Below are 26844 nucleotides of genomic sequence, written 5' to 3'. Positions count from 1 at the left end.
CGAGGGGTTTCTGCGCCGTTTCGACCGTTGTCAGTGCGAGGACCTAGTCTGTGCACCGTGACTTCGCCTGCCTCGACGGAATCCGTTCCGCCCCAGCTCAGCGCGGGGCCGCGCCCCGCTCAGGGCCCGGCCGCCGACGAAGGGCTGGCGCGGCGGCTCCGTGCGCTCGCGTGCACCGCGCCGCTGCACGATCTGGACACCCGCAAGGCGAATCTGGCCGGGGAGTACTCGATCTACGCGATGGCCGAAGTCGCCCTCGCCGCCATCGATCTCGTCACGCTCAACATGGACTTCGACACCGGTGCCGACCACGAGCAGATAGTGGCGAGGCTGCTCCCGCGCATCGCGGCGCAGGCCCCGCGACGACCGGTCGCGGAGCATGAGCGCGTCGCGCGCTGGGTGCTCGAGAACCTGATCAATGTGGGCAGCGTCGACCGCGGGTTCCGTGCGGTTTACGGCACTTTCGGACCCGACGGGGTGTATGTCCGGCGGGACTACGACTTCAAGCTCATCGAGGAAGTGCCGGGTCACGCCGGCAGTGTCTATCTCCGTACGACGGACGAAGCGGTCAACGTCCTCGTCGGCGCCCTCGACACGGACGTCACCAGCGCACAGATCGCGGCCGAGGTGAAGCTGGAGGTCCTGATCAGCCGCGGCCGGCTCGCCGACGCCCAGCTCGCCGCCGAGCAGGCCCGCTATCGGACCGTGCAGTACGCGGAGACACTCCGCAGGACTCTCGAAGCCACCCGGCGCAACGTCCGCGCCGTCGACTGGCTCGACGCCGTGCCCGACATGATCGCCGAGGCGCTCGACCACGTCGCCGACCGCTACCGCCACGAGAACGCGATCCTGACGAACATCCGCAAGGCGCGCGACGAGGCCGAGGACCCCGAGCACAAACGGCGCGCCGCCGAGCTCGTCGACATAGTCAAGGACTGCATCCGCCGCCACACGCAGCTCCAGTCCCGCCTCCTCGAAGCGGGCCCCCTCTTCCGCGCCGAGCAGGACCGGCAGGCCTTCGCCGCGCCCGCCCCCCGCTCAGGGATCGATCTGTACGGGCACCTCGTCGCCCCCCTGCTGCCGCTCCCCGTCGGACAGGCCATCCGGGTCACGGACGCCTTCTTCGCCCGCGGCACCGGACTGCGCACCCCCGCGGCCGTGCGCGTCGGCGACCTCGTCGACATGCTGCTGACCCCGCCGGTCGAGCGCGAGCACCTGGGCGCCGAAATGCCCGAGCCCGACCTGATCGCCACCCCCGACGACAGCCGCTTCAGCGAGGAGCAGCTCGCGAGCGCGATGGAGCTGCTCGACCTCGAGCACGACGCGCCCCGCCGTCTCTCCGGCCTGCTGGCCGAGGCCCGCCGCCGCGACCCGGACCTCCCCTACCTGGTCGCCCTCCTCGCCGTCCACGCGGCGAGCCCCCCGGTCGGCACGGCCTACCGTCAGGGTGAGCAGCGCCTGCTCTTCGCCGTCGACGACGGCACCGAGCTGGACGACCCCGAATTCGGCGGCGCGGACCTGATCGTCGGCACGGCCCTGCTGGACGCTGCGGGCATGGCGGCGGGCCGGACGGAGGCGGCGTGAGCGCGCGCCCGGTCCCCGGCGCCACCGGCGACCGCATCGTGCCGGCGCTCCGACACACAGGGCGGTTCCCACTCTCCCCCGTGGCCAACGGGCGGCCGAGAGCCTGGTCGGCTGACCGAGGGACGGTCCCCCGGAGCGCCTCCGGCCGACGACCGAAGCCGGCCTACGGCGCCCTGCCGGCACAGCCGTCCGTCCCCGCGCCGGCGACCGGAGGCACGCAACCCGGCCGCGTCACGGTGCCCGCCGACGCACCCGCACTCGTATCCGCACCCGCACTCGTATCCGCAGAGAACCACCGCAAGGAGCCGCAGCCGTGAGCGACCAGCACGCAGAGCACGCCGAGGCGTGGAGCGAGCCGGGCGCGCCGCAGGGGCCGCCGGCCGGGCCGATGTCCGCGTCCGCCGGTGTCACGCCAGCGGACGCCGCCGACGCCGCACGGCTCGTCTCCTTCGGGCTGCAGCCCAAGCTGCTCCCCGCGCGGGACGCCGAGTACGCCGACATGCTTCGGCGGTACCGGGAGGAGCCCGCCTTCGCGCGGCTCGCCGACGCCGTGGCCACCGGACTCGGACTCGTCGTCCTCGAAGTCTCCCCGCGCGCGGGCATGGCCGTGACCGCCGGCGAGGACTCGGTCTTCGCCGTACGCATGGGCGACTACGCCCGTCGCGCCTCCGCCGACTCCGCCGACCGGTTCCTGCACGGCCTCGCTCATCTCGCCGTCGCCGCCATGGCGTTCCCGCGCCCCGAGGACCTCGCCGACGACGGCTACATCGGCCGGATCACGGTCAACGGAGTCGACGTCTTCGTACGCCAGGCCTGCCGCCGCCTGGAGGAGCGCGCCGAGGAACAGGGGGAGAACACCGACCCCGCCTCGGACGCCCCCGGACTCGAGGCCGCCTGGCGGATCTATGCGCGCCGCAGCGCCACGGGCGCGACGAAGGACGCCCGAAGGCTCGCCGGCTCCACCACCGGCATCGTCGGCAAGGCCGTCGCCTTCCTCACCGACTCCGGGTTCCTGCAGCGCACAGGCGACGACGCGGGAGGCGCGTACCGCACGACCGCCCGCTACCAGCTGCAGGTCCGCGACATGGCGGGCAGTGCTGCCATGGCCGAGCTCCTGGAGCTCGGCGTCGTCCCCGTCACCGACGGCACCGCCACGCTCGTGCCCGCGCCCGACGCCGACGACCTGGAGCTGGCCGCCGACGCCGGCCTCCCCTTCCACGCCTGACCTGCTGAATCCCGCCGAGAACGACGAGAGTCCGCCGCCATGTACGAGCTGTCCCGGGTCCGCCTCTACTCCATCGGGCCTGCCGGTGCGCGCTACGCCGACACCGTGCTGGACCTGCGCGGAGTCGGCGAGCCCGTGCCCCACCCGGCCCCCATGCAGGCCGAGTTCTTCGAGGAGGAGCCGGTCGGCCCGCCGCGCCGGCCCGCTCCCGCGGGCGTGCTCTTCCTGGAGAACGGCGGCGGCAAGTCCGTCCTGCTCAAGCTGATCTTCTCGGTGATGCTGCCCGGTCACCGCAACACGCTGGGCGGCGCCAGCTCCGGCGTCCTGCGCAAGTTCCTCCTTGCCGACGACTGCGGCCACGTCGCGCTGGAGTGGCAGCACACCCTCACCGGTGAGCTCGTCGTCGTCGGAAAGGTCAGCGAGTGGCGTGGCCGGCAGGTCTCCAACGACCCCCGGAAGTTCGCCGAGGCCTGGTACTCCTTCCGGCCGGGGCCGGGCCTGAGCCTCGACTCGCTGCCGGTCGCCGAGTCCACCGCCGTACGCCCGCCCGTCGAGGGCGCGTCGGGTGCGCAGGGCCGCCGCCGCACCATGAAGGGCTTCCGGGACGCGATCACCGAGGCGGGCAAGGCCTACCCGCATCTCGAGGTGTACTGGGAGGAGATCCACGACCGCTGGAACGAGCACCTCGGCGACCTGGGACTCGATCCCGAACTCTTCCGCTACCAGCGCGAGATGAACGCCGACGAGGGCGAGGCCGCGGGCCTCTTCGCCGTCAAGAAGGACTCCGACTTCACCGATCTGCTCCTGCGCGCCGTCACCGACACCCGGGACACGGACGGTCTCGCCGACCTCGTCGGCGGCTTCGGCAACAAGCTGGGCCGCCGCGCCGAGCTCACCGCGGAGCGGGACTTCACCGCGGGCTCCGTGGACCTGCTCGGACGCATCGTGGAAACGGCCGAGGCACGGGCGCGGGCGCGCGACATCCACGCGGGCGCCGAGCGCCGCACGCGCACGCTCGCCCGCAGGCTCTCCGCCCGCGCGGGCGAGGAACGCCGCCGCACCGCGGACCTCGCGCAACAGGTGACCGCCGCGGCCCACACCGTGACCGAGGCCGAACAGGTCCGCAGCCGCAGCTCGCGCATCGCCGCCGAACTCGCCTACCGGCACGCATCGCTGGCGCTCACCGTCGCCGAGAAGGGCGCGGCCGCGCAGCGTCGCGAGCTGAGCGACGCGCGCACCCTGCACGCCGCATGGCAGGCCGCCGAGGCGGTGCTCCGGCATCGCGCGGCCGCCGACCGTGCGGCGCGCGTCGCCGCCGCCATCCGGGAGGCCGAGCGGGACGCCGCGCCCGCGCTCGCGGCCCGCGCGAAGGCAGCGGCCGACCTGGTGCGGGCGCTGCACTCCGCCGCCGAGGGCGGCGAGCGCGTCGCCAACGAGGAGGAGGAGCGCTCCGCCGCGCTCCAGGAGGCCGGCGAATCCGCCCACCGCGAGGCCACCGCCGCCGCGACCGAGGCCCAGCGCGCGCGGAGCGAGGCCGGGCATCTGCGTCAGCGCCTCGAGGAGGTCGAACAGGAGACCGCGGAGGCCGTCCGTGCGGGCTGGCTCGACGACACCGCGCCCGACGCCGACCCGGCGCGCGCCGCGCTTGCGGCGAGCGACGCGGAGAAGACCGCGGTCGCCGCCTGGGACACAGCCCGCGACGCCGCCCGCACGGCCGCGGACCGCGCCCGCGAGTCGGCTGCCGCGGAGACCCGTGCCGAACTGGCCGCGGCCCGCGCCGCGGACGCCGCCCGGGCCGCGGACCAGGCCTACGAGGCGGAGCGCCGTGCGGCGGCCTCCATCGCCGAGTCGGAACGGCTCGCGGAACTGCTGAGCCTTCCCTCGGTTCCGGCTGCCGGCGCGCCGACCGTCCCGGGCCCGCGCCGCGGCACCGCGTCCCCGGCGACCTCCGCGCAGCGCGGTGCCGTCCACGTCTCGGTACCGGGCCCCGCAACAGCCGGCGACGCGGCCCCGAACGACGTTCGCGGCTCCGCCGGGTCCGAGGACTCGCCGGCTGGTACGGGGCCCTCCCGCCCAGGCGTGGCGGGTGGTTCCGCGGGAGGTTCGGGTGCGGTGGGTGCGGGCGGTGCCGCTTCGGCCGCGGATGCTGCCGCTGCCGACTCTGTCGGCGTGTCCCCGGGTGCCCCTGCCGGCGCTGCGGACGCGGTGACCACGGATGCCGCCGGCTCTGCCGGGCCCGACGGTTCTCCTGCCGGTACGGGAGCGTCCGGCCCCGGCGCGGCGGGTGGTTCCGCCGAAGCGCCGGACCCGGCGGCTGCGGGCGTCCCCGCTTCGGCCGCGGATGCTGCCGCTGCCGATTCTGTCGGCGTGTCCCCGGGTGCCCCTGCCGGCGCTGGGGACGCGGTGACCACGGATGCCGCCGGCTCTGCCGGGCCCGACGGTTCTCCTGCCGGTACGGGAGCGTCCGGCCCCGGCGCGGCGGGCGTCCCCGCTTCGGCTGCGGACGGCGCCCCCGACGGCGTCGCTGCAGCCCCGCAGACCCCAGCCGGAGACACCATGCCCGCCGGGCATGCGACCCCCGGGCACGCGATCCCCACCCCCGGCGCCCAGCCTGCCCGCGCCGTCGACGGCCCCCTCACCGCCGAGGAAATCGACGGGTACGCCGACGAGTTGCGCGAGCTGCTCGAACAGGGCGTTGCCGCCGCCGAGCGGCAGCTCTTCGAGCTCAGGACGGCCGCTGCCGACGACGCCCGCATCCTCGGCGCGCTCGGTGACGGCGGGCTGCTGCCGCCGGGGCCCGATGTGCTCGCGACCGTCGAGTACCTGGGTGAGCACGGCATCCCCGCACTTCCCGGCTGGCGCTATCTCGCCCAGGCCGTCGATCCCGCCGATCACGCGGCCGTCCTCGCCGCGCGGCCGGAGCTGGTGGACGGCGTCGTCATCACCGACCCCGTCTCCTACGCCCGTGCCCGCGAGGTGCTGGCGGGGGCAGCGCTGCTGCCGCGTTCCACGGTCGCCGTCGGCACGGCCGCCGCGCTGCTCGCGCCCGTGCCGGGGCCGGGCACCGGGGGCGCCGAGGACGTGTTCCTCGTGCCACCGAACCCGGCGATGCACGACGAACACGCCGCGGACGAGGAGCGGCAGACGCTGCGGGCCCGAGCGGCAGCCCGCGACGAGGAGATCAGGGTCCTCGCGGCCCGGCTGGCGGGCGACCGCGCCCTCGCCGCCCGCATCGTCTCCTGGCGCGCCGACTGCCCGCAGGGCATGCTCGCCGAGCTCGCTCAGGCCGCGCGCGCCGCCAAGGAGGCGGCCGAGGCGGCCGAGGTGGCGCTCGCCGAGGCCCGTGCCGTACGGGCCGAGGCGGACGAGGCCGCCGCCGACACCGCCCGCGTGCGCGACGAGCGGCAGGATGCAGCGCAGCGCGCCCGCCGCGCTGCCGACGCGCTCGCGGGGCTCGCGTTCCGCCTTCGGGAGCGGGCCGGCTGGCAGGCGAAACTGCGTGAACTCGCCGACGACGCGGCCGAGTCCGAGGCCCGGGCGGCGACCTGCCTGGAGCGGGCGCGGGCCGCGGACGAGGACCGCCGGGCCGCGCAGCGCGCCGCCGACGACGCCCGCCGCACCGCCCGCGCGCTCCGTGCCGAGCGGGCCGACATCGCCGGGGCCCCGGAGCAGCTGCCGGAGCCCGATCGCGAGGCACCCGACGCGCCTCGCGCCTCGCTTCCGGCCCTGCGCGAGGCCTACCGGGCCGCGTCCCAGCTGTACGAGAAGGTCGGCGTCGGCGCCGACCTGCGCGCCGAACAGGCCCGCGCCGAGAGCGACGAGAGCGCCGCGCTCGGCGAGCTGGACCGGCTCACCAACAAGGTCCGCACCCGGGCGGCCCAGCTCCTGGAGGGCACCGACGGCGCCGACGGCCCGTCCCGCCAGGCCGCCGCCGCCCGCGCCGAGTCACTGGTGCAGCTGCTGGAGTCCCGCGCCTCCGAGGCGAGCGAGAAGCTCGGCCGGCTCCGCGGCGAGGCCGAGCGGCTCGCGCCCGTCGACGGCGACGCCCACACCGAGCTTCCCGAGGAGCTGGTCCCCACCGACGCCGAGCACGCCCAGACCCTGCTGCGGACGGCCATGACCGAACTGGCCGCCCGCACCGAGGCGTTGGACACCGCCCGCGCCACCCACGCCGAGCTGCTCCGTGCCCACCGTGCCGCCGAGGACGCGGCAGGCGGCTTCGACGAGACCGCTGCGCTGCTGCGCGATCTGCTCAGGGACCATGCGGAGGAGGAGCTGGAGGTCCCGGAGCCGTTTCCGGGCAGCCTGGAGGAGGCCCGGCACTCGGCGGCCGAGGCCCGCCGCTCACTGCGAGGCTGCGCGTCCGACCTGTCCACCGCCGAAGCCGCCGTCCGCGAGGCGAGCGACGTGCTCGTACGTCACGCCAACTCCACCCGCTACGAGGCGGTCCGCACTCCCGCCCGTCAGCAGATCCGCGAACTTCCCGCGGCCGCCCTGCCCGAGCACGCCGCCAAGTGGGCCGAGGCGTTCGCACCCAGGCTGCGCGTCCTCACCGACGAACTCGCCCAGCTGGAGCGCAATCGCGACTCCATCGTGGACCGGCTCCGCGGACTGGTGGAGTCGGCGCTCACCACGCTCCGCTCGGCGCAGCGGCTCTCCCGGCTGCCCGAGGGCCTGGGGGAGTGGTCGGGCCAGGAGTTCCTGCGCATCCGCTTCGAGGAACCGGACCAGGCGAGCCTCGCCGAGCGGCTCGGCGAGGTCATCGACGAGGCCACCCGCGCCGCCGTCAGGAAGAACTCCGATCTGCGCAGGGACGGTATGTCCCTGCTGCTGCGCGGCGTCCAGGCGGCACTCCAGCCCAAGGGCGTCGCCGTCGAGATCCTCAAGCCGGACGCGGTGCTGCGCGCCGAGCGCGTCCCGGTCGGGCAGATGGGCGACGTCTTCTCCGGCGGCCAGCTCCTCACCGCCGCGATCGCCCTCTACTGCACCATGGCGGCCCTGCGCAGCAACGACCGCGGCCGCGACAAACACCGCCACGCCGGCACGCTATTCCTGGACAACCCCATCGGGCGGGCCAACGCCACGTATCTGCTGGAGCTGCAGCGCGCCGTCTCGGACGCGCTCGGCGTCCAGCTGCTCTACACCACGGGGCTGTTCGACACGACCGCCCTTGCCGAGTTCCCGCTGGTCATCAGGCTGCGCAACGACGCAGACCTGCGGGCGGGCCTCAAGTACATCAGCGTCGAGGAGCATCTGCGCCCCGGGCTGCCGCAGCAGCGCACCGACGGCGAGACCGTGCACGGAGAGATCACGGCAACGCGCATGTTCAGGCGGGGCCCCGACCGGCCGACGCCACCGGAGCACGCCTCGGACCGGCCGACGCCACCGGAGCACGCCTCGGACCGGCCGACGCCACCGGAGCACGCCTCGGACCGGCCGACGCCACCGGAGCACGCCCCCGACCCGTCGGCGGCGACTCCATAGGCCCGTAGGGCACGGGACTTCAGGCCTCCGACAGCCTGCCGCCCGTGCCCCGCCTCCGTACGCGCGCGGCTTCCCGCGCCGCCGCCCGGGCCGTGCGCCGGGCCCGCCGCCGCTCGCGCCGCAGCTGCCTCGCCGTACTGCTCGGCACCGAGACGACGCCGTGCCGCTGGTTCCACACCTGCCGGGTCACCCAGACGTCCAGCACCGCCCACGTCGCCACGACCGTGCTGCCGACGCTGCTCAGCACCATCGGGAACGCCAGCCACGAGCCCGTGAGGCTGAACAGGAACGCCGTCATCGCCTGAATGAGCGTCACCGCCGTCACGATCACCGCGCGCACGGCCGCCGTGCGCACCGGATCGGGCATCGGCCGCCGAATCGCCGGCTCCTCCACCCAGAGCCGCCCCGGCACACCCGTCTCATCCGCCGTACCCATGGTCCGCACTCCCCACCGCTGTCCGACTGTTGGGTGACTGCCCGGATTCGGCCCGTTTACGCCGACGCCCACGCCGAACGTGCCGCGTACTGGGTCCCTCGAAGGACCTTGAAGGCCCCCGAAGGCCCCCGGAAACCCGCAACCCCCGGCAGCTCCTGCTCCCCAACTCCCCTTCCCCGCACGGGAAGACGAACGACACCCACCGAAGATTCCCGCGGAAGGAAGAATTCCAGCCATCCGTTCAGCAACGGAACGCTGTCCTCTGCCAGGTGTCCTGGGCCACACCCCGGTGGTCCAACTCCCCGAATACCAGGACAACTCATGATCAACACAACTTCGCGCGGCCGAAAAGCATCCGGACACGCCTTCGAGTTGTCGCCGTGTCAGTAGTAGGCTCGCGCCGTTTGTTGACGGAGAACACAAGCGGAATCACCGCCTGCCGACCGCGGGTACTGATCAGGGGGAGGCCATGCGCTTTCGCGGGAAGTCCATCCGCAGGAAGATCGTGGCGTTGCTGCTCGTGCCGCTGGTGTCCCTCACCGCGCTGTGGGGTTTCGCGACCGCGATCACCGGCCAGGAGGCCAAGCAGCTCCTGGACGTCGGATACATCATCGACCGCGTCGCCCACCCCCTGGAGGACACGGTCCGTGTCGTCCAGAAGGAACGCCGCCAGACCATGGTCTATCTCGCCGACCCGCGCGCGTCCGACGCCCTCACGACACTGCGCCGCCACCGCGCGGCCACCGACGCCGCCGTGGCCGAAATCCGCAGTAACGCCGAGGACTCCGGTGTACGCGACTCCATACGCCCGGACGTCTCCCAGCGGCTCGACTCGCTCCTCGACGCCCTCGACGGACTCGGCTCGCTGCGCCGCAACGTCGAGCAGAGCGCCATCACCCGCGCCCAGGCCCTCGAGTTCTACAACCGGCTCGTCGACCCCTGCTACGGCTTCCTCACCTCCCTCCACGCCCTGGAGGACGTGGAGCTCGAGAAGCAGGGCCGCTCCCTCGTCGGTGTCGCACGAGCCCGGGAACTGCTCTCCCGCGAGGACGCGCTCGTGACGTCCACGCTGATCACGCGCAGGATCACCGCCGAGGAGATCCGCGCGGTCTCCGACCTCGCCGCCAACCGCAAGCTCCTGTACGAGACCAGCCTCGAGGCCCTGCCCTCCTTCGAGCGCGACAGCCTGGAGAGGTACTGGCGCAGCCCGGACACCCAGCCTCTGCGCGAGGCCGAGGAGGAACTGATCACCGCGGGCCCCGGGAAGAACCCGCGAGCGGTCGACGCCGCGCGCTGGGAGGAACTGGCCACACCGGTCCTGGACGACCTCGCCCGCCAGGGCACCGAGGCAGGCAACCGCTACCAGGACCGCGTCGAGCCCGCCGCGTACGACGTCCTCGTCAGGGCCGGAGTCGCCGGCGTCCTCGGCTTCCTCGCCCTGCTGGGCTCGCTCGTGGTCTCCGTGCGTATCGGCCGTGACGTGGCCCGCTCGCTGTCCCGGCTGCGCAAGGAGGCCCACGAGGTCTCGGGCGTACGCCTGCCCAGCGTCATGCGCAGACTCGCGGCCGGCGAGACCGTCGACGTCGAGACCGAGGCACCGCACCTCGAGTACGAGAAGGACGAGATCGGCCAGGTCGGCCAGGCCCTCAACACCCTCCAGCGCGCCGCGGTCGAGGCCGCCGTGAGACAGGCCGACGTACGCCGCGGGGTCTCCGAGGTCTTCGTCAACCTCGCGCGCCGCAATCAGGTGCTGCTCCACCGCCAGCTCACGCTCCTCGACACGATGGAGCGGCGCACGGAGGACACCGATGAGCTCGCGGACCTGTTCCGGCTCGACCACCTGACGACTCGCATGCGGCGGCACGCCGAGGGCCTGGTGATCCTCTCCGGCGCCGCCCCGTCCCGCCAGTGGCGCAAGCCGATCCAGCTGATGGACGTCGTACGGGCTGCGGTCGCCGAGGTCGAGGACTACGAGCGCGTCGAGGTCCGCCGGCTGCCCCGCATCGGCGTGGGCGGACCCGCCGTCGCCGACCTCACCCACCTCATCGCGGAGCTGCTGGAGAACGCCACCGTCTTCTCGCCCCCGCACACCGCCGTCCAGGTCCACGGCGAGCGGGTGGCCAACGGCTTCACCCTGGAGATCCACGACCGGGGCCTCGGCATGGCGCCCGAGGCACTCCTCGACGCGAACCTCCGGCTCGCCGAGACCCCCGAGTTCGAGCTCTCCGACACCGACCGGCTCGGCCTGTTCGTCGTCAGCCGGCTCGCCCAGCGGCAGAACGTCCGGGTCTCGCTGCAGCCGTCTCCGTACGGAGGGACCACCGCGGTCGTCTTCATCCCGGCCACGCTGCTCACCGATGCCCCCGAGACGGAGGGCGCCGGCTTCCGGCTCGACCGGAAGAGCGGCCGAGGCGACAGGGATCGCGGCCGGCGCCGCTCCGACGGCGGCAGGCTCGCCGCGGTGTCCCAGGTGCCCGCGGGACACGGCGGTCCCACAGTGCTCGACGGACCTGTCGAACTGGAGCCCCCGGTCGGCACACCGGGCTTCGACGACCGTCCGGCCATCGGCGCCATCGACACGATCGAGTCCCTCGGCCTGATCGACACCACCGCCGACATCGAGGACACCGAGAGCGAGCGCGGCGGTGTGTTCCGCGCCCGAGACTTCCTGCGCGCGCCCGCCGACGAACAGCACCAGCAGGCGTCGGACCAGGCGCCGGAGCACCCCCGCGACACCCGGCGCCCCGTGGGGCCCATCCCGCTGCCGCGGCGCAAGCCGCCGACACTGGTCAGCGACCGCGGCCGCCGGGTGGAGGAGCCGGGTGGCCGCTCCCACCCCTCGTCGGGACGGACCACGGAGGCGAAAACGGACACGGCATCCGCCGGGGCGCGGTCCACGGACCGTCCGGGCCTGCGCCCGGCACCGCCCACGGACCGCGCACTGGGCCCGGCCCCGGGCACCGGCACGGACCCGAGCACGGGAGCGGCTTCGGCCCCGAGCACGGCCCCGGACGCCGCAAGCTCCGCCCCGCCCGCGCCCGGCGGCCTGCCCCGCCGCGTGCGCCAGGCCAGCCTCGCCCCACAGCTTCGCGGGAACGCGCCCGGCGCCCGCGCCGCCGGCACCCCCGGGGCACCGGCCGACGAGCCGGACATCGAACGTGACGCGGAAGAAGTACGCGACCGCATGGCCTCGCTGCAACGCGGCTGGCAGCGCGGACGCCTGGAGAACGCCGAGGACGCCGGCCCCGGCGAAACGGCAACAGGATCGACACCGGAGGAGAACGGTCGATGACCGCACCGAACGCCGCAGCAGACGACGCCACCACGAGCGGCGAGCTCAACTGGCTTCTCGACGAGCTGGTCGAGCGGGTCGGCTCCATCCGCAAGGCACTTGTGCTCTCCAGCGACGGCCTCGCGACCGGCTCGTCCAAGGACCTCACCCGGGAGGACGGCGAGCATCTCGCCGCCGTCGCCTCCGGGTTCCACAGCCTCGCCAAGGGCGTGGGCCGCCACTTCGACGTGGGGCGAGTGCGGCAGACCGTGGTCGAGCTCGACGACGCCTTCCTGTTCGTCACCGCGGCGGGCGACGGCAGCTGCCTTGCCGTACTGTCCGACGCCGACTCCGACGTCGGCCAGGTCGCGTACGAGATGACGCTGATGGTCAAGCGGGTGGGCGCCCACCTCGCCACGGCACCACGGACCGGGCTGACCGCCGGAGGGTGAGTGGAATGGCATGAACGACCCCGGACAGCACGCTCAACGGGCCGAGGAAGCCCAGCAGGCCGAGCAGGCGCACCACTGGTTCGACGACGAAGCGGGACCGGTGGTGCGCCCGTACGCGATGACCCGCGGCCGTACCAGCAGTGCGAGCCGGCACCGGCTCGACCTGATCGCGCTCGTCGTCCCCGAACCGGCGGCCGACGACCCGGGCAGGGACCAGACGCTCTCGCCCGAACACGTCGAGATCGTCGAACGCTGCAGCACCATCCCCCAGTCGATCGCCGAGCTCGCCGCCGGACTCGACCTCCCCGTCGGGGTGGTCCGGGTCCTGGTGGGCGATCTCGTCGAGGACGAACTGGTCCACGTAACCCGTCCCGTTCCGCCGGCCGAACTGCCGGACGTGAGCATTCTCCGCGAGGTGATCAATGGTCTTCGGGCGCTCTAGCCGCACGGGCTCGCCGCCGCCGGTCGAACCGGTGACGCTGAAGATCCTGGTGGCGGGCGGCTTCGGGGTCGGCAAGACGACTCTCGTCGGCGCGGTCAGCGAGATCAGACCGCTGCGCACCGAGGAGACCCTGACCGAGGCCGGCCGGCCCGTCGACGACCTCGAGGGCGTCGAGTCGAAAAGCACCACCACCGTCGCCATGGACTTCGGCCGGATCACCCTCCGCGACGATCTGGTGCTCTACCTCTTCGGCACGCCCGGCCAGGACCGCTTCTGGTTCCTCTGGGACGAGCTCGCCCAGGGGGCGCTCGGCGCGGTCGTCCTCGCCGACACACGTCGCCTGGAGGACTCGTTCGCGGCCATCGACTACTTCGAACGCCGCGGGATCCCGTTCACCATCGGCGTGAACTGTTTCGAGGGCGCCGACCGTTTCCCGGACGAGACGGTACGCGCCGCGCTCGACCTGGACCCGGAAGTGCCGCTGATGATGTGCGACGCGCGCGACCGCGAGTCGGTGAAGGCGGTGCTCGTGTCGGTGGTCGAGCACGCCCTGGTCCGCTCGACCCAGCAGCGCGAGCCCGCGACCACCTGACCCGCCGTGCACAACACGGCCCGTACCCCCACCGACAGGGGTACGGGCCGTGGCTCGTGAGGCTCCGGAACGTGTCCTCCGGGTCGGGCGGGCCCTAGGCGGTGCGCTCCCAGCCGAAGCTCCGCTCCACCGCTTTGCGCCAGTTGTCGTACTCCCGCTCCCGCACGTCCCCGGCCATCCGCGGTGACCACTCCACATCGCGCTGCCAGTGCGCCTTCAGCTCGTCCAGCCCGCCCCAGACGCCGGTGGCGAGTCCGGCCGCGTACGCGGCGCCCAGACACGTCGTCTCGGACACCTTCGGACGGATCACGGGCACGCCCAGCACGTCCGCCTGATGCTGCATCAGCAGCTGGTTGGCGGTCATCCCGCCGTCGACCTTGAGCGTCGTGATCGGCACGCCCGAGTCCTGGTACATCGCGTCGACGACCTCACGTGTCTGCCAGCTCGTCGCCTCCAGCACCGCCCGTGCCAGATGCGCCTTGGTGACGTACCTGGTCAGCCCGGTGATGACCCCGCGCGCGTCGGCCCGCCAGTACGGTGCGTACAGGCCGGAGAACGCGGGCACGATGTACGCCCCTCCGTTGTCGTCCACGCTCGCCGCGAGTGTCTCGATCTCATCGGCGCTGCGAATGATCCCGAGCTGGTCCCGGAACCACTGCACGAGCGCGCCGGTGATCGCGATCGACCCCTCCAGGCAGTAGACGGGCGCGGAGTCGCCGATCCGGTAGCCGAGGGTGGTGATCAGCCCGCTCTTGGACGGCACAGGCCGGTCTCCCGTGTTGAGGAGGAGGAAACTCCCCGTCCCGTAGGTGTTCTTCGCCGTGCCCGTGTCATAGCAGGCCTGGCCGAAAATCGCTGCCTGCTGGTCGCCGAGCGCGGATGCGACCGGCACCCCTGCGAGCTGGCCCACGGCCGTCCCGTACACCTCCGCCGACGACCTGATCTCCGGGAGCACCGCCTCCGGCACGTTCATCGCCGCGAGGATCGAGGAGTCCCACCGGAGGGTCTCCAGGTTCATCAGCATGGTGCGCGAGGCGTTGGTGACGTCCGTGACATGGATGCCGCCGTCGGTGCCGCCGGTCAGATTCCAGATCAGCCACGAGTCGATCGTGCCGAACGCGATCTCACCTCGCTCGGCCCTGGCGCGCAGTCCGGGCACGTTGTCCAGCAGCCAGGCCGCCTTGGGGCCGGAGAAGTAGCTGGCGAGCGGCAGGCCGGTCGCGTCCCGGAAGCGGTCCTGCCCGTCCGCGCCCCCGAGTTCGGCGCACAGAGCCGCGGTCCGGGTGTCCTGCCAGACGATCGCGTTGTGCACGGGCTTGCCCGTCGAGCGGTCCCACAGCACCGTCGTCTCGCGCTGGTTGGTGATCCCGAGCGCGCTGAGCTGATCGGCGCGCAGCCCCGCCTTGGCCAGCGCTCCTGCGACGACGGCCTGGACCTTGGACCAGATCTCGGTGGCGTCGTGCTCCACCCAGCCGGGCTTGGGGAAGATCTGACGGTGCTCCCGCTGGTCGACGGCGACGATCGCGCCGTCCTCGTCGAAGATGATGCACCGGCTCGACGTGGTGCCCTGGTCGATCGCGGCGACGTGCTTCGGTGCGTGGCTCATGGCGGCTCCTGGGCAGGGTGGTTCCCATGGCTACGGAGCCGAGGGCAGCAGCGCGTCGTGGCGCAGGGGTGTCCCATGCCCCGCACGGCGTCCGTGACGAGCGTGGCGAGCGTGCGTGTAGGTGCGTGTGCATGCGTGTCGCACTGCGGCGATGCCGACGGCCGCCCCGACGAAGAGGCAGTTTTCTCCGCGGCTACCGCACCGTCAAGGTTGCGGACAGCAACCCCAGTTCACGGGGGGTGTTCGACACGTCACCCCGGAACACCGCCCGCCCGGCTCGCTCAGCGCACCGCCACGACCGCCGATCCATGGCCGAACAGCCCCTGGTTCGCGGTGATCCCGGCCCGGGCACCGGCGACCTGCCGCTCGCCCGCCGTACCGCGCAGCTGCCAGGTCAGCTCGCACACCTGGGCGATCGCCTGCGCCGGCACCGCCTCGCCGAACGACGCAAGCCCTCCGCTCGCATTGACCGGTACGCGCCCGCCGAGGGCCGTCGCGCCCTCCCGGAGCAGCTTCGCGCCCTCCCCGGCCGCGCACAGCCCGAGGTCCTCGTACCACTCCAGCTCCAGCGCCGTGGACAGGTCGTACACCTCGGCGAGCGACAGATCCTCGGGCCCGAGCCCGGCCTCCTCGTACGCGGCACGCGCGATCGACGCACGGAAGCCGACCGCGGACGGCTCGACCGCGGCCGCCGAGTCCGTCGCGATGTCGGGGAGATCGAGAACCGTCCTGGGGTAGGTCGGGGTGACCGTGGAGACGGCGCGGATACGGACAGGATCGGCCACTCCGTGCCGGCGCGCGTACTCCATGCTCGACAGCACCAGCGCCGCGCCGCCGTCCGATGTGGCACAGATGTCGAGAAGCCGCAGGGGATCGGCGACGACGGCGGACGCGGCGACCTGTTCGGCCGTGACGGCCTTGCGGTAGCGGGCATACGGATTGAGCGCACCGGCCGCCGCGTTCTTCACCTTGACCTGTGCGAAGTCGTCGGGAGTGTCGCCGTGCACAGCCATCCGGCGGCGCGCGTACAGCGCGAAGTACGCGGGATTCGTGGCCCCCAGCACCCGGAAGCGCAGCCAGTCCGGATCGTCGGGCCGGTCGCCGCCCGCGGGCGCGAAGAACCCCTTCGGCGCGGCATCGGCGCCCACCACCAGCACGACGTCCGCCAGGCCCGCCAGGATCTGGGCCCGCGCGGTTGCGACGGCCTGCGCCCCGGAGGCGCACGCGGCGTACACGCTCGCGACCCGGGCGCCCTGCCAGCCCAGCGCCCGCGCGAACGTCGCCCCGGCCACGTACCCCGGATAGCCGCCGCGCACCGTGTCCGCCCCGACGACCGACCGGACGTCCTGCCAGCCGATACCGGCGTCGGCCAGCGCGGCGCCGGCCGCTGCCCTCCCGTACTCGACGAAACTCCGCCCCCACTTGCCCCATGGGTGCATCCCTGCACCGAGGACGGCGACATCGCTCATCGGGTCACCTCCACGGAATCCACCGGACGCACCGGACGCCAGTGCCAGGTCGTCCAGACGGTTCCCGCGTCCTCGTAGAGGACCCCCGGCACCACCTCGACCTCCATGCCGACCGCGAGATCCGCGACGGTGACCCCCGGAGCCGCCTGCCCGAGGACCACCATGCGCTCCTCCTCGAGCTCGACCGCGACCAGCGTGTACGGCTCCCACTCCGCGTCCGGGTCGGACACGTAGGGCGCCGGCGGGCGGTACCTCCCGTCCGTGTACGACCAGACGCGGCCGCGCTTCGACAGCGCCACCTCCGTCGGCTCGCCGGTGCCGGGGCAGCCGGGATTGCGGCAGTACGCGTCCTCGCGCGGGAAGAACACCGCCGAGCACGCGGAACAGCGGGTGCCGAGCAGCCGGAACTCCCGTTCTTCGTCGCCGTCGGTGAACCATCCGGCCACGACGGGTGTACGCGTGCGCACCACGAGGAGTCCCTCCCATCTGACGGAACGTCAGAAGTGTGCCATGGGCGGAAGCGCGTGGACAGGGGTGGTCCCGGTCACCCGATCCTGATAGACAACCGTGCGCATGAAAGGACTTGCTTCCGCATTCCGCGCCCTGACGCTCACCGCCGCCGCACTGCTCACCGTCGCCGCCACATCCCCGGCCGCCCGGGCGACTCCCGAGCCCAAGGCCCCGGACGCGTTCGTGGCGCTGCGCACCGTCGACCCGACGATCATCCAGGAGATGCGCTACACCACCGCGCACAACTTCATCGGCGAACCCATCGACGGCTACCGGCAGCCCGTCTGCATCCTCACCCGTCCCGCGGCCCGGGCCCTCCACCGGGCCCAGCGCCAACTGCTGCGCCAGGGCTACTCGCTCAAGGTCTACGACTGCTACCGCCCGCAACGCGCCGTCGACCACTTCGTGCGCTGGGCCAAGGATCTCGGCGACGAGCGCATGAAGGAGGAGTTCTATCCCCAAGTCGACAAGTCGAGGCTCTTCGAGGACGGCTACATCGCGGAGAAGTCCGGCCACAGCCGCGGCAGCACCGTCGACCTCACCCTCGTCAAGCTCCCCGCCAGGAAGACCCACCCGTACGTTCCCGGCGAGACACTGATCCCCTGCTATGCCCCGCAGAGCGAGCGATTCCCGGACAGCTCCCTCGACATGGGCACCGGATTCGACTGCTTCGACACCCTGTCGCACACGGACGACCCACGCATCCAGGGCCCGCAGCGCGCCAACCGCCAGCTCCTCAAGAACACCCTTGCCGAGGTCGGATTCGTCAATCTGCCCGAGGAATGGTGGCACTTCACGCACAAGCCGGAGCTGTTCCCCGCCACCTACTTCGACTTCCCGGTCGCCTGGAGATCACTGATCCGCCCGTGACGTCCTGACGGGGGCGGGCCGCGGCATCCCGACCGGACAGGTCCGGGCCATGGCGTAGAGTCCGCGTGTGACCGAGCCCAACGCCCGTGGCGCCGCCCCCGTCAAGGACTCCCACTGCTCCAGCTGCGGGGCCCGCTACCCGGACAGCTCCACCGGCTGGCCCCGCACCTGCGCCGTCTGCCGCGAGACGGCCTACCGCAATCCCCTCCCCGTCGCCGTCGCCCTCCTCCCGGCCACCACGCCGCGCGGCACCGGACTGGTCGTCATCACCCGGACCACCGAGCCGCAGCGCGGCGGCATCGCGCTGCCCGGCGGATTCATCGACCACTCCGAGGACTGGCAGCACGCGGTCGTCCGGGAACTCCGCGAGGAGACCGGCATCGACGCCGCCCACCGGGACGTCCGACTGGCCGACGCGCTCAGCTCACCCGGCGGCCACCTGCTCCTCTTCGGCCTGCTCCCCGAGCGCCCGGCGGCAGCCCTCCCGCTCACCGCCCCGACCGATGAGACCGAGGGCTGGCATCTCCTCCACGAGCCGGCCGAGCTGGCGTTCGCGCTGCACACAACGGTCGTACGACGCTGGTTCGCCGGCGCCTACGCGTAACGCCCGCTACGCCAGACCCCGCACCCGTACCGGCCGCGACACCTTCGCGGCACCGTCCTCCGTCACCCGCTCCACGACGACCCGACCGTCCACCAGCCTGGACGCATACCGCTCCAGCTCGGGCTGCGCCGACACATCACCCTCCGCGCCGTTCCCGGGGTCCTCGACCACCAGCCCGCCGCCGGTGCGCCCCGCCGCAGGCGCCCACACCTCCAGCTCCGTCCCGCCGTCCTCGCCCCGCACCGGAATCACCGCACCCGCCCGCGCCAGCACCGGAATCCGCGACAGCGGTGCGTCCAGGAGCACCTGCCCCGGCCCGTCGTAGGCCGCACCGGTCACCGTGTCGTACCAGCGCCCGCGCGGCAGCCGCACCGCACGCCGGTCCGTGCCCCGCTCCAGCACCGGCACGACCAGCAGCGCATCGCCCAGCAGAAACGCGTCCTCGCAGCTGCGCAGCGCCCGGTCGTCCGGCGCACCCCACCACACCGGCCGCACATAGGGCGCCCCGGTGAGACGGGCGAGGTGCGCGAGCGTGACGAAGTACGGGCGCAGCCGCTCCCGTTCGAGCATCGCCGCCTTCGCATGACCGAGAACCTGAGGACCGAACTCCCACGGCTCCCTGCGCCCCGCGTCGATCGCCGCATGCGTACGGAACAGCGGCAGATACGCGCCGAGCTGGAACCAGCGCAGATACAGCTCCGGTGACGGACTGCCGTCGAAACCACCCACGTCCGGGCCCGAGTAGGGCACCCCGCACAGCCCCAGCCCCAGCACGAGCGAGAGCGACGCCCGCAGCCCCGGCCAGCCCGTCGACACATCACCGGACCAGGTCCCGCCGTACCGCTGCATCCCCGCCCAGCCGGAGCGCGAGAACAGAAACGGCCGCTCCCGCGGCCGCAGCCGCCGCAGTCCCTCGTACCCGGCCCGCGCCATCCCCAGCGCGTACACATTGTGGGCCTCGCGATGATCGCCCCCGCGCCCCTCCAGCACATGCCGGGCCGAGCGCGGCAGCGTCATGTCGCCGAACGGGGTGAACGCCACCGGCTCGTTCATGTCGTGCCACACCCCGGCGAAACCCTGCGCGAGACGCTCCTCGTACAGCCCGCCCCACCACTCGCGCACCCGCGGATCGGTGAAGTCGGGATACACGCACTCACCCGGCCACACCACACCGCGCACCTCCCGCCCGCGCGCGTCCCGCACAAAAGCCCCTGCCGCCGAGCCGCTGTCGTACACGGCACTGCCCGGCTCCGCCTTCACCGCCGGATCGACGATCGACACCAGCCGCACCCCGTCCGCGCGCAGCTCCTTCGCCAGCCCCGGCAGATCGGGAAAGCGCGTGCGGTCGACCGTGAACACCTGATGGCGGTCATAGTGGTCGATGTCGAGATGCAGCGCCGACAGCGGAAGCCCCCGCTCCCGGTAGCCGGCCACCACCCGCCTGACCTCACGCTCGCTGCCGAAGCCCCAACGCGCGTGCTGCGGCCCGAGCGCCCACGACGGGGGGAGCGCGGGCGCACCCGTGAGCGCCGTCCAGCCGCGCAGCACGCGCGCCGGGGTGCCCACGATCACCCAGCAGCGCAACGGACCGCCGGCCGTCCGCACCTCACTCGTGCCCGGCCTGTCGTGCCCCGAGCCCGCGCCCTCCTCGCCCTCCCGCAGCGTGACGCGGCCATCCCATGAATTGTCCAGGAACACCAGATGCGTCCCCGCGTCCGACACCACGAGCTGCACCGGCATCGTGATGTACAGCGGATCCTCGCCCGGACCGAAGCCGCCCCGCGGATCGGTGTTCCACAGCCGGTACGAACCGTCCCGCAGCCGAGGCCCCGACGGCCGCCCACCCAGCCCGAAGAACCGCGCGTCGGCCGGGACTTCGGAGCGCTGCAGCCAGCGCGCCTGCCCCCCGCCCACCGGCTCCCACCAGCGAGGCGGCAGATCCCGCCGCAACACGACCCCGCCCGGAGTCCGTATCTCGACCGCGCCGTGCCGCGACACCACCACCGTCACCCGCTCCGACACGACCCGCCAGCCGCCGTCCTTGTCCGGCTCCAGCACAGCGCGGGGATCGGCCGCGGGCGGGGAACCCGCCAGCGCATACGACGGCTCGGGCCCGGCACCGTCCCAGCCCCAGAAAACACTCCCGCCCACCGCCACCCGCACCTGGAGCTCCGAACGGGCGAAACGCACGACTCCACCACCCGGCAACGGCTCGGCACCCACGACGGCCCCCGGCACCCGCGCGCGCTCCGGCCCCCGCGGCGGCAGACCCCATGCATCCGTACGTCTCCGACGCCATGCCGCACGCACCGCACGCAGCCCCTGCACCGTGCCGAACACCTTCACCGAGCGCACCAGCCCACGACCGTTCATGCCGCTCACCCTGCCATCCACCAGGGGTTTGGCGGGGTCCGTTCAACTCCCGTTCACCCGTGGTGCGAGCACACAAACAGCCACCCGACCATGGGCGGGGAACCCTGGTGCATAAGACGATCACATGGCATCGTCCCTGTCAGCGCCAGCCGCGTCACGCGCACACCCACGCCCGTGCGCGGGACACGCCGACCACGCGTACAGCACACAGCCGCCCGGGAGCCGCCCCATGACCTCAAGCGTGAACCCTGCCCCCCTCTGGCAGCCGGACGCCGCCCGCATCGCCGCCGCCCGCATCACCCGCTTCCAGGCCTGGGCGGCGGAACGCTACGGCGCCCCGGCCGACGGCGGCTATCAGGCGCTGCACCGCTGGTCCGTCGACGAGCTGGACACCTTCTGGCGGGCCGTCGCCGACTGGTTCGACGTACGGTTCTCCACACCGTACGAGCAGGTACTGGGCGACCCCACCATGCCCGGAGCCCAATGGTTCACCGGCGCCACCCTCAACTACGCCGAGCACGCCCTGCGCACCGCCGAAGACCCCGCACGCGCCCATGAACCTGCACTCATTCATGTGGACGAGACACACGAAGCGGCACCCATCAGCTGGTCCGACCTCCGCCGCCAGGTCGGATCCCTCGCAGCCGAACTCCGCGCCCTCGGCGTACGCCCCGGCGACCGCGTCAGCGGATACCTGCCCAACATCCCGCAGGCCGTCACCGCCCTCCTCGCCACCGCCGCGGTCGGTGCCGTCTGGACCTCCTGCGCCCCCGACTTCGGCGCCCGCAGCGTCCTCGACCGCTTCCAGCAGGTCGAACCCGTCGTCCTCTTCACCGTCGACGGCTACCGCTACGGCGGCAAGGAACACGACCGCCGCGACACCGTCGCCGAACTCCGCCGCGAGCTGCCCACCCTGCGCGCCGTCGTCCACATCCCGCTGCTCGGCACCCCTGCCCCCGAAGGCGCCGTGACCTGGTCCGAACTGACCTCGGCGGACACCGAGCCCGTCTTCGAACAGGTCCCCTTCGACCACCCGCTGTGGGTCCTCTACTCCTCCGGCACCACCGGCCTCCCCAAGGCGATCGTCCAGTCCCAGGGCGGCATCCTCCTCGAACACTTCAAGCAGCTCGGCCTGCACTGCGACCTCGGCCCCGGAGACCGCTTCTTCTGGTACACCTCCACCGGCTGGATGATGTGGAACTTCCTCGTCTCCGGCCTCCTCACCGGCACCACCGTCATCCTCTACGACGGCAGCCCCGGCCACCCCCAAACCGGCGCCCAGTGGGCCATCGCCGAACGCACCGGAGCCACCCTCTTCGGCACCTCCGCCGCATACGTCATGGCCTGCCGCAAGGCCGACGTGCACCCCGGACGCGACTACGACCTCTCACGCGTCCAGTGCGTCGCCACCACCGGCTCCCCGCTCCCGCCCGACGGCTTCCGCTGGCTCCACGACGAGGTCCGCGACGACCTGTGGATCGCATCCGTCAGCGGCGGCACGGACGTCTGCAGCTGCTTCGCCGGCGCCGTCCCCACCCTCCCCGTCCACATCGGCGAACTCCAGGCACCCTGCCTGGGCACCGACCTCCAGGCCTGGGACCCGCAGGGCAAACCCCTCATCGGCGAGGTCGGCGAACTCGTCGTCACCAACCCCATGCCCTCCATGCCCATCCACTTCTGGAACGACCCCGACGGCAGCCGCTACCGCGACAGCTACTTCGAGATGTTCCCCGGCGTCTGGCGCCACGGCGACTGGATCACCATCACCGACCACGGCTCGGTCGTCATCCACGGCCGCTCCGACTCCACGCTCAACCGCCAGGGCGTACGCATGGGCTCGGCCGACATCTACGAAGCCGTCGAACGCCTCCCGGAAATCCGCGAATCCCTCGTCATCGGCCTCGAAGAACCCGACGGCGGCTACTGGATGCCCCTCTTCGTCCACCTCGCCCCCGGCGCCGCACTCGACGACGACCTGCGCGAGCGGATCAAGCGCACCATCCGCGAACAGCTCTCCCCGCGCCACGTCCCCGACGACATCATCGAAGTCCCGGGCGTCCCCCACACCCTCACCGGCAAGCGCATCGAGGTCCCGGTCAAGCGACTCCTCCAGGGCACAGCCCTCGCCAAGGCGGTCAACCCGGGCTCGGTCGACAACCTCGACCTGCTGCGCTTCTACGAGGAGCTCGCGCGCAAGCGCGCCTGACCCTCAGCCGCCAGGACGCGTTGTCAGTGCTCACGGTTACGGTGAGTGAGCACTGATCAACAGCGCCCAGGGGGAACCAGGGGGATTCATGGCGCACACCAAGAACCAGCAGCACTCCATGCGGCGCGCCCTGCGCCGCGACGTCCCGGCCACCGTCGGCCTGCTCGTCGACGAGCAGGACTTCGCGGAAATGCGCCGGTACCGCACCTTCACCTTCACCGACCACCCCGCGTACCTCCACCAGGTCGAAGGCCTCCTCAGAGCACTCTCCGCACAGGGCGGCCACACCACCGTCGCCCTCTTCGACCCGGAGGACTTCGCCCGCTACTGCACGGAGACCGGACTCGACCCCGACAGCTCCACCAGCCGCAGCCGGTACACCGCGGAGGTCGCGGCCGCAGGCCCCACCGTCGCGTACACGGGCCAGCCCATCGACCACCTCGTGCCCCTGCTCATCAACAGATCGGTCCGCCAGGCCACCTGGGAGTACGCGACCTGGCTGCTCGGCGACCTCGGCGCGTGCGCGGACTGCGGCGAGGACATCGGCAGCGCGGCCTTCGACCGCGCCTCGCAACTGCTCCTGACCCTCCTCGAAACCGCCGGCCCCGGCACGCACCACCTCGTCTGCAGCGTCCCCGCCGACGACGAACAGCTCCTCGCGGTCCTGCACGCCGTCTGCCGCACCGACACACCCGTCGTGCTCGACTCCGGCGAAGGCGCGGAGTTCGCAACCGTCCTCGCCGTCGGCATCGCGCTCGAAGGACCCGGGGGAGTGGTACTGCGCACCACCACGGACGACGCCCCCGACCAACTCCGCGGCTGGCGCCTCCACAGCGGACGGCTCGTCCCGCTCACCGAGGGCGAGGTCTTCAGCGCGTACTGCACGGACGCCGACACGGGGGAGCCCCTCTCCCCGGAGCCGGGCGTGGAATACCGCGCAGGCTTCGACCTCGGCGATCCACCCGGCGCAACCCCACACCACTGACCGAAGCAGACACAACAGACGCAGAAGGGGCTTCCCGCCACAGGCGGGAAGCCCCCTCACACCGACTCACCCGGCGGACCGCCCGGTCACTCGCCGGACAGCACCGCCTGCGCGGCCACCCGCGCCTCCTCGGCGGTGTCCGCAGCACGCGCCGCAGCAGCCGCGCGCTCGCACTGCGCCAGCGTGTACTTCGCCAACGTCGCCCGCACATAAGGAATCGACGCCGCACCCATCGAGAGAGAGGTGACACCCAGACCCGTCAGCACACAGGCGAGCAGCGGATCCGACGCGGCCTCACCACACACACCACAGCTCTTGCCCTCGGCCTTGGCCGCGTCCGCAGCCAGTGCCACCAGATCGAGCAGCGCGGGCTGCCACGGATCCTGCAGCCGGGACACCGCACCCACCTGCCGGTCGGCCGCGAAGGTGTACTGCGCCAGGTCGTTCGTGCCCAGCGACAGGAACTCCACCTCCTGCAGCACCGAACGCGCCCGCAGAGCAGCGGACGGAATCTCGACCATCGCGCCGAACTTCGCCTTCAGCCCCGCCGCACGGCACGCGTCCGCGAACGCCTTCGCGTCCGTACGGTCCGCCACCATCGGAGCCATGACCTCCAGGTACACGGGAAGACCCTCGGCCGCCTTCGCCAGCGCGGTCAGCTGCGTCCGCAGCACGTCCGGATGGTCCAGCAGGGTACGCAGACCCCGCACGCCCAGCGCCGGGTTCGGCTCATCGCCCGGAGTGAGGAAGTCCAGAGGCTTGTCCGCACCCGCGTCCAGCACCCGCACGACCACACGGCCCTCGGGAAACGCCTCCAGCACCTTCCGGTACGCCTCGACCTGCTTGGCCTCCGACGGCGCCTGCTTGCTGTCGTCCAGGAACAGGAACTCCGTACGGAACAGACCGACGCCCTCGGCCCCGGCCGCGACAGCCGCCGGCACATCCGCAGGACCGCCCACATTGGCCAGAAGCGGCACCTTGTGCCCGTCCGACGTGGCACCTGGCCCGGACGACGCGGCAAGCGCGGCCTTCCGCGCCGCGGCCGCCTCGGCCAACTGCGCCTGCTTCTCCACGCTCGGCTCCACGAACACCTCGCCGGTGCTGCCGTCGACAGCGACGACCGCACCCTCGGCCAGCTCACACGCGCCCGGCAGCGCCACCACCGCAGGGACCCCGAGGGCCCGCGCCAGAATCGCGCTGTGACTCGTCGGTCCGCCCTCCTCGGTCACAAAACCGAGCACCAGCGCCGGGTCGAGCAGCGCTGTGTCAGCGGGAGCAAGATCCCGGGCGATCAGCACATACGGCTCGTCGCTGTCCGGCACACCCGGCATCGGCACACCCAGCAGCCGCGCCACGATCCGGTTCCGCACGTCGTCGAGGTCGGCCACACGCCCGGCCAGATACTCCCCGGCACCCGCCAGCAGCGCCCGGTACGCGGCGAACGCGTCGTACACAGCCCGCTCGGCCGTGCTGCCCACTGCGATCCGTCGCTCGACATCGGCCATGAGCTCCGGGTCCTGCGCCATCATGGCCTGCGCCTCGAGCACGTGCTGCGCCTCGCCGCCCGCCAGATTGCCTCGCGCGATCAGGTCGGCAGCCACAGCATCGACGGCCTGGCGAGCACGCCCCTGTTCGCGCTCCGCATCCTCCGCCGGAATCTGCTTGGCCGGCGGCTCGAGCACCGCCGTCCCCATGTGCCGAACCTCGCCGATCGCCACACCGTGGCTCACGCCGACGCCTCGCAGCGTTGTCTCCATTTCACCCGTCTCCGATTGTGCGGCGGTCCCAGCCACCGCGATGGATCTACAACTGGACCGTCACGACGACGGCGACGACGTCACCGCCAGGTGAACAGCTCGTCGCCCGCCTTCACGTCGCCGTCCTCACGGACGCCTGCGAGCGAGTCGGCCGAGGCCTCCAGCGCCACGACGGGGCAGATCGCGGACTTGCCGGCCGCTTCGACGGCCACGGGGTTCCAGCGCACGATCGCCTGGCCGCGCGTCACGGTGTCGCCCTTGTTGATGAGGAGCTCGAAGCCCTCACCATTGAGCTGCACCGTGTCGATGCCGAGATGGATGAGCACACCGTGCCCTTCGGCGTCCACGACGACGAAGGCATGCGGGTGCAAGGAGACAACGACGCCATCCACGGGAGAGACGGCCTCCGATGGCTCACGTACCGGGTCGATCGCGGTACCCGGACCGACCATCGCACCGGAGAACACCGGATCAGGCACAGCGGCGAGTCCGATCGCACGGCCGGCCAGCGGCGACGTCACGGATGTCATGGGGGCCTCCCAGGGGTGGAGATTCATGTGTCGCCGTCAGTGCTTGTCCCCGACGACGCACTGTTCAGAAGCGTATGTCATAGGAAGTCCAGGTTCCGCGTGAGAGCTGCTAGTTGGCGGACCTGGAGCGCACCGGAAACGATTTGCCTCGTCTGCCGGTGACATGTACTCTCGTACATCTGCCTGGCCACGACGCGACTCTGAGTCGTGGGGTCGGCAGCACCTACTCAAGCCAACATCCTAACTGGTCTACACCTCTGCATGCCCGCAGGGCGGGTGGTCAGGAGCTCGGAAAAAGGCTGGTAGGGTCGGAAAGGCCGAAGGGGAAACGCGAAAGCGAAAACTCAATTCGGAGCCCGCTCCAGCGGGTGGCGGAAACGGAAATCGGATCTGCTAAGCTGGAAACACCGAAGGGAAGCGCCCGGAGGAAAGCCCGAGAGGGTGAGTA

Annotated in this window: 18 protein-coding genes; 11 read left to right on the top strand and 7 right to left on the bottom strand. The window is 72.5% G+C overall.

Annotation, left to right across the window (positions count from 1 at the left end):
- Nucleotides 1-57: 57 nt before the first annotated feature.
- The 3 genes from ACWCP0_RS34435 to ACWCP0_RS34425 all read left to right on the top strand — a co-directional run bounded on the left by ACWCP0_RS34435 (nucleotide 58) and on the right by ACWCP0_RS34425 (nucleotide 8293).
- On the top strand, nucleotides 58-1584 hold the full coding sequence (locus ACWCP0_RS34435; RefSeq protein ID WP_451082686.1) for a hypothetical protein: 1527 nt from the start codon (nucleotides 58-60) through the stop codon (nucleotides 1582-1584).
- 313 nt (nucleotides 1585-1897) lie between these two features.
- Nucleotides 1898-2809 (top strand): hypothetical protein, encoded by a 912-nt coding sequence (locus ACWCP0_RS34430; RefSeq protein WP_451082685.1) that lies wholly within the window; start codon nucleotides 1898-1900, stop codon nucleotides 2807-2809.
- A 39-nt stretch (nucleotides 2810-2848) separates the two neighbouring features.
- Complete coding sequence (locus ACWCP0_RS34425; protein ID WP_451082684.1) at nucleotides 2849-8293, top strand: hypothetical protein; 5445 nt, start codon at nucleotides 2849-2851, stop codon at nucleotides 8291-8293.
- A 19-nt stretch (nucleotides 8294-8312) separates the two neighbouring features.
- Here the strand turns inward: ACWCP0_RS34425 and ACWCP0_RS34420 are convergent, their stop codons facing one another.
- On the bottom strand, nucleotides 8313-8729 hold the full coding sequence (locus ACWCP0_RS34420) for a hypothetical protein (RefSeq protein ID WP_451082683.1): 417 nt from the start codon (nucleotides 8727-8729) through the stop codon (nucleotides 8313-8315).
- 469 nt (nucleotides 8730-9198) lie between these two features.
- Here ACWCP0_RS34420 and ACWCP0_RS34415 point away from each other — a divergent pair, with 469 nt between their 5' ends.
- Genes ACWCP0_RS34415 through ACWCP0_RS34400 form a run of 4 tightly spaced genes read left to right on the top strand, consistent with a single transcriptional unit; the run spans nucleotide 9199 to nucleotide 13486 of the window.
- Nucleotides 9199-12021 carry a nitrate- and nitrite sensing domain-containing protein gene (locus ACWCP0_RS34415; RefSeq protein WP_451082682.1) on the top strand — a complete coding sequence of 941 codons (2823 nt, stop codon included), beginning with the start codon at nucleotides 9199-9201 and terminating at the stop codon, nucleotides 12019-12021.
- Complete coding sequence (locus ACWCP0_RS34410; RefSeq protein WP_451082681.1) at nucleotides 12018-12452, top strand: roadblock/LC7 domain-containing protein; 435 nt, start codon at nucleotides 12018-12020, stop codon at nucleotides 12450-12452. Before ACWCP0_RS34415 ends, ACWCP0_RS34410 begins: the two co-directional genes overlap by 4 nt.
- A gap of 10 nt (nucleotides 12453-12462) precedes the next feature.
- Complete coding sequence (locus ACWCP0_RS34405; protein ID WP_351237384.1) at nucleotides 12463-12894, top strand: DUF742 domain-containing protein; 432 nt, start codon at nucleotides 12463-12465, stop codon at nucleotides 12892-12894.
- Nucleotides 12875-13486, top strand: a complete 612-nt coding sequence (locus tag ACWCP0_RS34400; RefSeq protein WP_351237382.1) for a GTP-binding protein — start codon at nucleotides 12875-12877, stop codon at nucleotides 13484-13486. Before ACWCP0_RS34405 ends, ACWCP0_RS34400 begins: the two co-directional genes overlap by 20 nt.
- Before the next feature lie 94 nt (nucleotides 13487-13580).
- Here ACWCP0_RS34400 and glpK read toward each other — a convergent pair whose 3' ends face one another.
- The 3 genes from glpK to ACWCP0_RS34385 all read right to left on the bottom strand — a co-directional run bounded on the left by glpK (nucleotide 13581) and on the right by ACWCP0_RS34385 (nucleotide 17031).
- Nucleotides 13581-15092: a glycerol kinase GlpK gene (gene glpK, locus ACWCP0_RS34395; protein ID WP_451082680.1), complete on the bottom strand. Its 1512-nt coding sequence runs from the start codon at nucleotides 15090-15092 to the stop codon at nucleotides 13581-13583.
- 281 nt (nucleotides 15093-15373) lie between these two features.
- Complete coding sequence (locus tag ACWCP0_RS34390) at nucleotides 15374-16561, bottom strand: lipid-transfer protein (RefSeq protein ID WP_451082679.1); 1188 nt, start codon at nucleotides 16559-16561, stop codon at nucleotides 15374-15376.
- Nucleotides 16558-17031 (bottom strand): Zn-ribbon domain-containing OB-fold protein, encoded by a 474-nt coding sequence (locus ACWCP0_RS34385; protein WP_451082678.1) that lies wholly within the window; start codon nucleotides 17029-17031, stop codon nucleotides 16558-16560. The genes ACWCP0_RS34390 and ACWCP0_RS34385 overlap by 4 nt, the downstream gene beginning before the upstream one ends.
- Nucleotides 17032-17134: 103 nt before the next feature.
- On the opposite strand from ACWCP0_RS34385, the gene ACWCP0_RS34380 reads away from it, so the two are divergent.
- Together ACWCP0_RS34380 and ACWCP0_RS34375 are read left to right on the top strand one after the other, a co-directional pair.
- Nucleotides 17135-17941, top strand: a complete 807-nt coding sequence (locus tag ACWCP0_RS34380; RefSeq protein WP_451082677.1) for a M15 family metallopeptidase — start codon at nucleotides 17135-17137, stop codon at nucleotides 17939-17941.
- Nucleotides 17942-18008: 67 nt separating this feature from the next.
- The gene (locus tag ACWCP0_RS34375) at nucleotides 18009-18545 is read left to right on the top strand and encodes an NUDIX domain-containing protein (RefSeq protein WP_451082676.1); all 537 of its coding nucleotides are present in this window, start codon (nucleotides 18009-18011) and stop codon (nucleotides 18543-18545) included.
- 6 nt (nucleotides 18546-18551) lie between these two features.
- Here the strand turns inward: ACWCP0_RS34375 and ACWCP0_RS34370 are convergent, their stop codons facing one another.
- Nucleotides 18552-20918 (bottom strand): glycoside hydrolase family 31 protein, encoded by a 2367-nt coding sequence (locus ACWCP0_RS34370; RefSeq protein ID WP_451082675.1) that lies wholly within the window; start codon nucleotides 20916-20918, stop codon nucleotides 18552-18554.
- 229 nt (nucleotides 20919-21147) lie between these two features.
- Here ACWCP0_RS34370 and ACWCP0_RS34365 point away from each other — a divergent pair, with 229 nt between their 5' ends.
- Both ACWCP0_RS34365 and ACWCP0_RS34360 read left to right on the top strand, forming a co-directional pair.
- Complete coding sequence (locus ACWCP0_RS34365; RefSeq protein ID WP_451082674.1) at nucleotides 21148-23124, top strand: acetoacetate--CoA ligase; 1977 nt, start codon at nucleotides 21148-21150, stop codon at nucleotides 23122-23124.
- Between the two features lie 88 nt (nucleotides 23125-23212).
- Nucleotides 23213-24109 carry a hypothetical protein gene (locus ACWCP0_RS34360; RefSeq protein WP_451082673.1) on the top strand — a complete coding sequence of 299 codons (897 nt, stop codon included), beginning with the start codon at nucleotides 23213-23215 and terminating at the stop codon, nucleotides 24107-24109.
- Nucleotides 24110-24195: 86 nt separating this feature from the next.
- Here ACWCP0_RS34360 and ptsP read toward each other — a convergent pair whose 3' ends face one another.
- Nucleotides 24196-25866 (bottom strand): phosphoenolpyruvate--protein phosphotransferase, encoded by a 1671-nt coding sequence (ptsP, locus tag ACWCP0_RS34355; RefSeq protein ID WP_451082672.1) that lies wholly within the window; start codon nucleotides 25864-25866, stop codon nucleotides 24196-24198.
- A gap of 80 nt (nucleotides 25867-25946) precedes the next feature.
- Nucleotides 25947-26396, bottom strand: a complete 450-nt coding sequence (locus ACWCP0_RS34350) for a PTS sugar transporter subunit IIA (RefSeq protein WP_451082671.1) — start codon at nucleotides 26394-26396, stop codon at nucleotides 25947-25949.
- Between the last annotated feature and the right edge of the window lie 448 nt (nucleotides 26397-26844).

The sequence above is a fragment of the Streptomyces sp. NPDC001970 genome (genome assembly GCF_053594115.1).
This window is presented reverse-complemented; position numbering and strand designations above follow the sequence as displayed.

Excerpts from the sequence above, each read along its gene's own strand:
- ACWCP0_RS34370 (WP_451082675.1), bottom strand. The coding sequence starts at position 20,918 with ATGAACGGTCGTGGGCTGGTGCGCTCGGTGAAGGTGTTCGGCACGGTG.
- ptsP (WP_451082672.1), bottom strand. The coding sequence starts at position 25,866 with ATGGAGACAACGCTGCGAGGCGTCGGCGTGAGCCACGGTGTGGCGATC.
- ACWCP0_RS34360 (WP_451082673.1), top strand. The coding sequence starts at position 23,213 with ATGGCGCACACCAAGAACCAGCAGCACTCCATGCGGCGCGCCCTGCGC.
- ACWCP0_RS34420 (WP_451082683.1), bottom strand. The coding sequence starts at position 8,729 with ATGGGTACGGCGGATGAGACGGGTGTGCCGGGGCGGCTCTGGGTGGAG.
- ACWCP0_RS34425 (WP_451082684.1), top strand. The coding sequence starts at position 2,849 with ATGTACGAGCTGTCCCGGGTCCGCCTCTACTCCATCGGGCCTGCCGGT.
- glpK (WP_451082680.1), bottom strand. The coding sequence starts at position 15,092 with ATGAGCCACGCACCGAAGCACGTCGCCGCGATCGACCAGGGCACCACG.
- ACWCP0_RS34410 (WP_451082681.1), top strand. The coding sequence starts at position 12,018 with ATGACCGCACCGAACGCCGCAGCAGACGACGCCACCACGAGCGGCGAG.
- ACWCP0_RS34380 (WP_451082677.1), top strand. The coding sequence starts at position 17,135 with ATGAAAGGACTTGCTTCCGCATTCCGCGCCCTGACGCTCACCGCCGCC.
- ACWCP0_RS34400 (WP_351237382.1), top strand. The coding sequence starts at position 12,875 with ATGGTCTTCGGGCGCTCTAGCCGCACGGGCTCGCCGCCGCCGGTCGAA.
- ACWCP0_RS34405 (WP_351237384.1), top strand. The coding sequence starts at position 12,463 with ATGAACGACCCCGGACAGCACGCTCAACGGGCCGAGGAAGCCCAGCAG.
- ACWCP0_RS34350 (WP_451082671.1), bottom strand. The coding sequence starts at position 26,396 with ATGACATCCGTGACGTCGCCGCTGGCCGGCCGTGCGATCGGACTCGCC.
- ACWCP0_RS34365 (WP_451082674.1), top strand. The coding sequence starts at position 21,148 with ATGACCTCAAGCGTGAACCCTGCCCCCCTCTGGCAGCCGGACGCCGCC.
- ACWCP0_RS34415 (WP_451082682.1), top strand. The coding sequence starts at position 9,199 with ATGCGCTTTCGCGGGAAGTCCATCCGCAGGAAGATCGTGGCGTTGCTG.
- ACWCP0_RS34390 (WP_451082679.1), bottom strand. The coding sequence starts at position 16,561 with ATGAGCGATGTCGCCGTCCTCGGTGCAGGGATGCACCCATGGGGCAAG.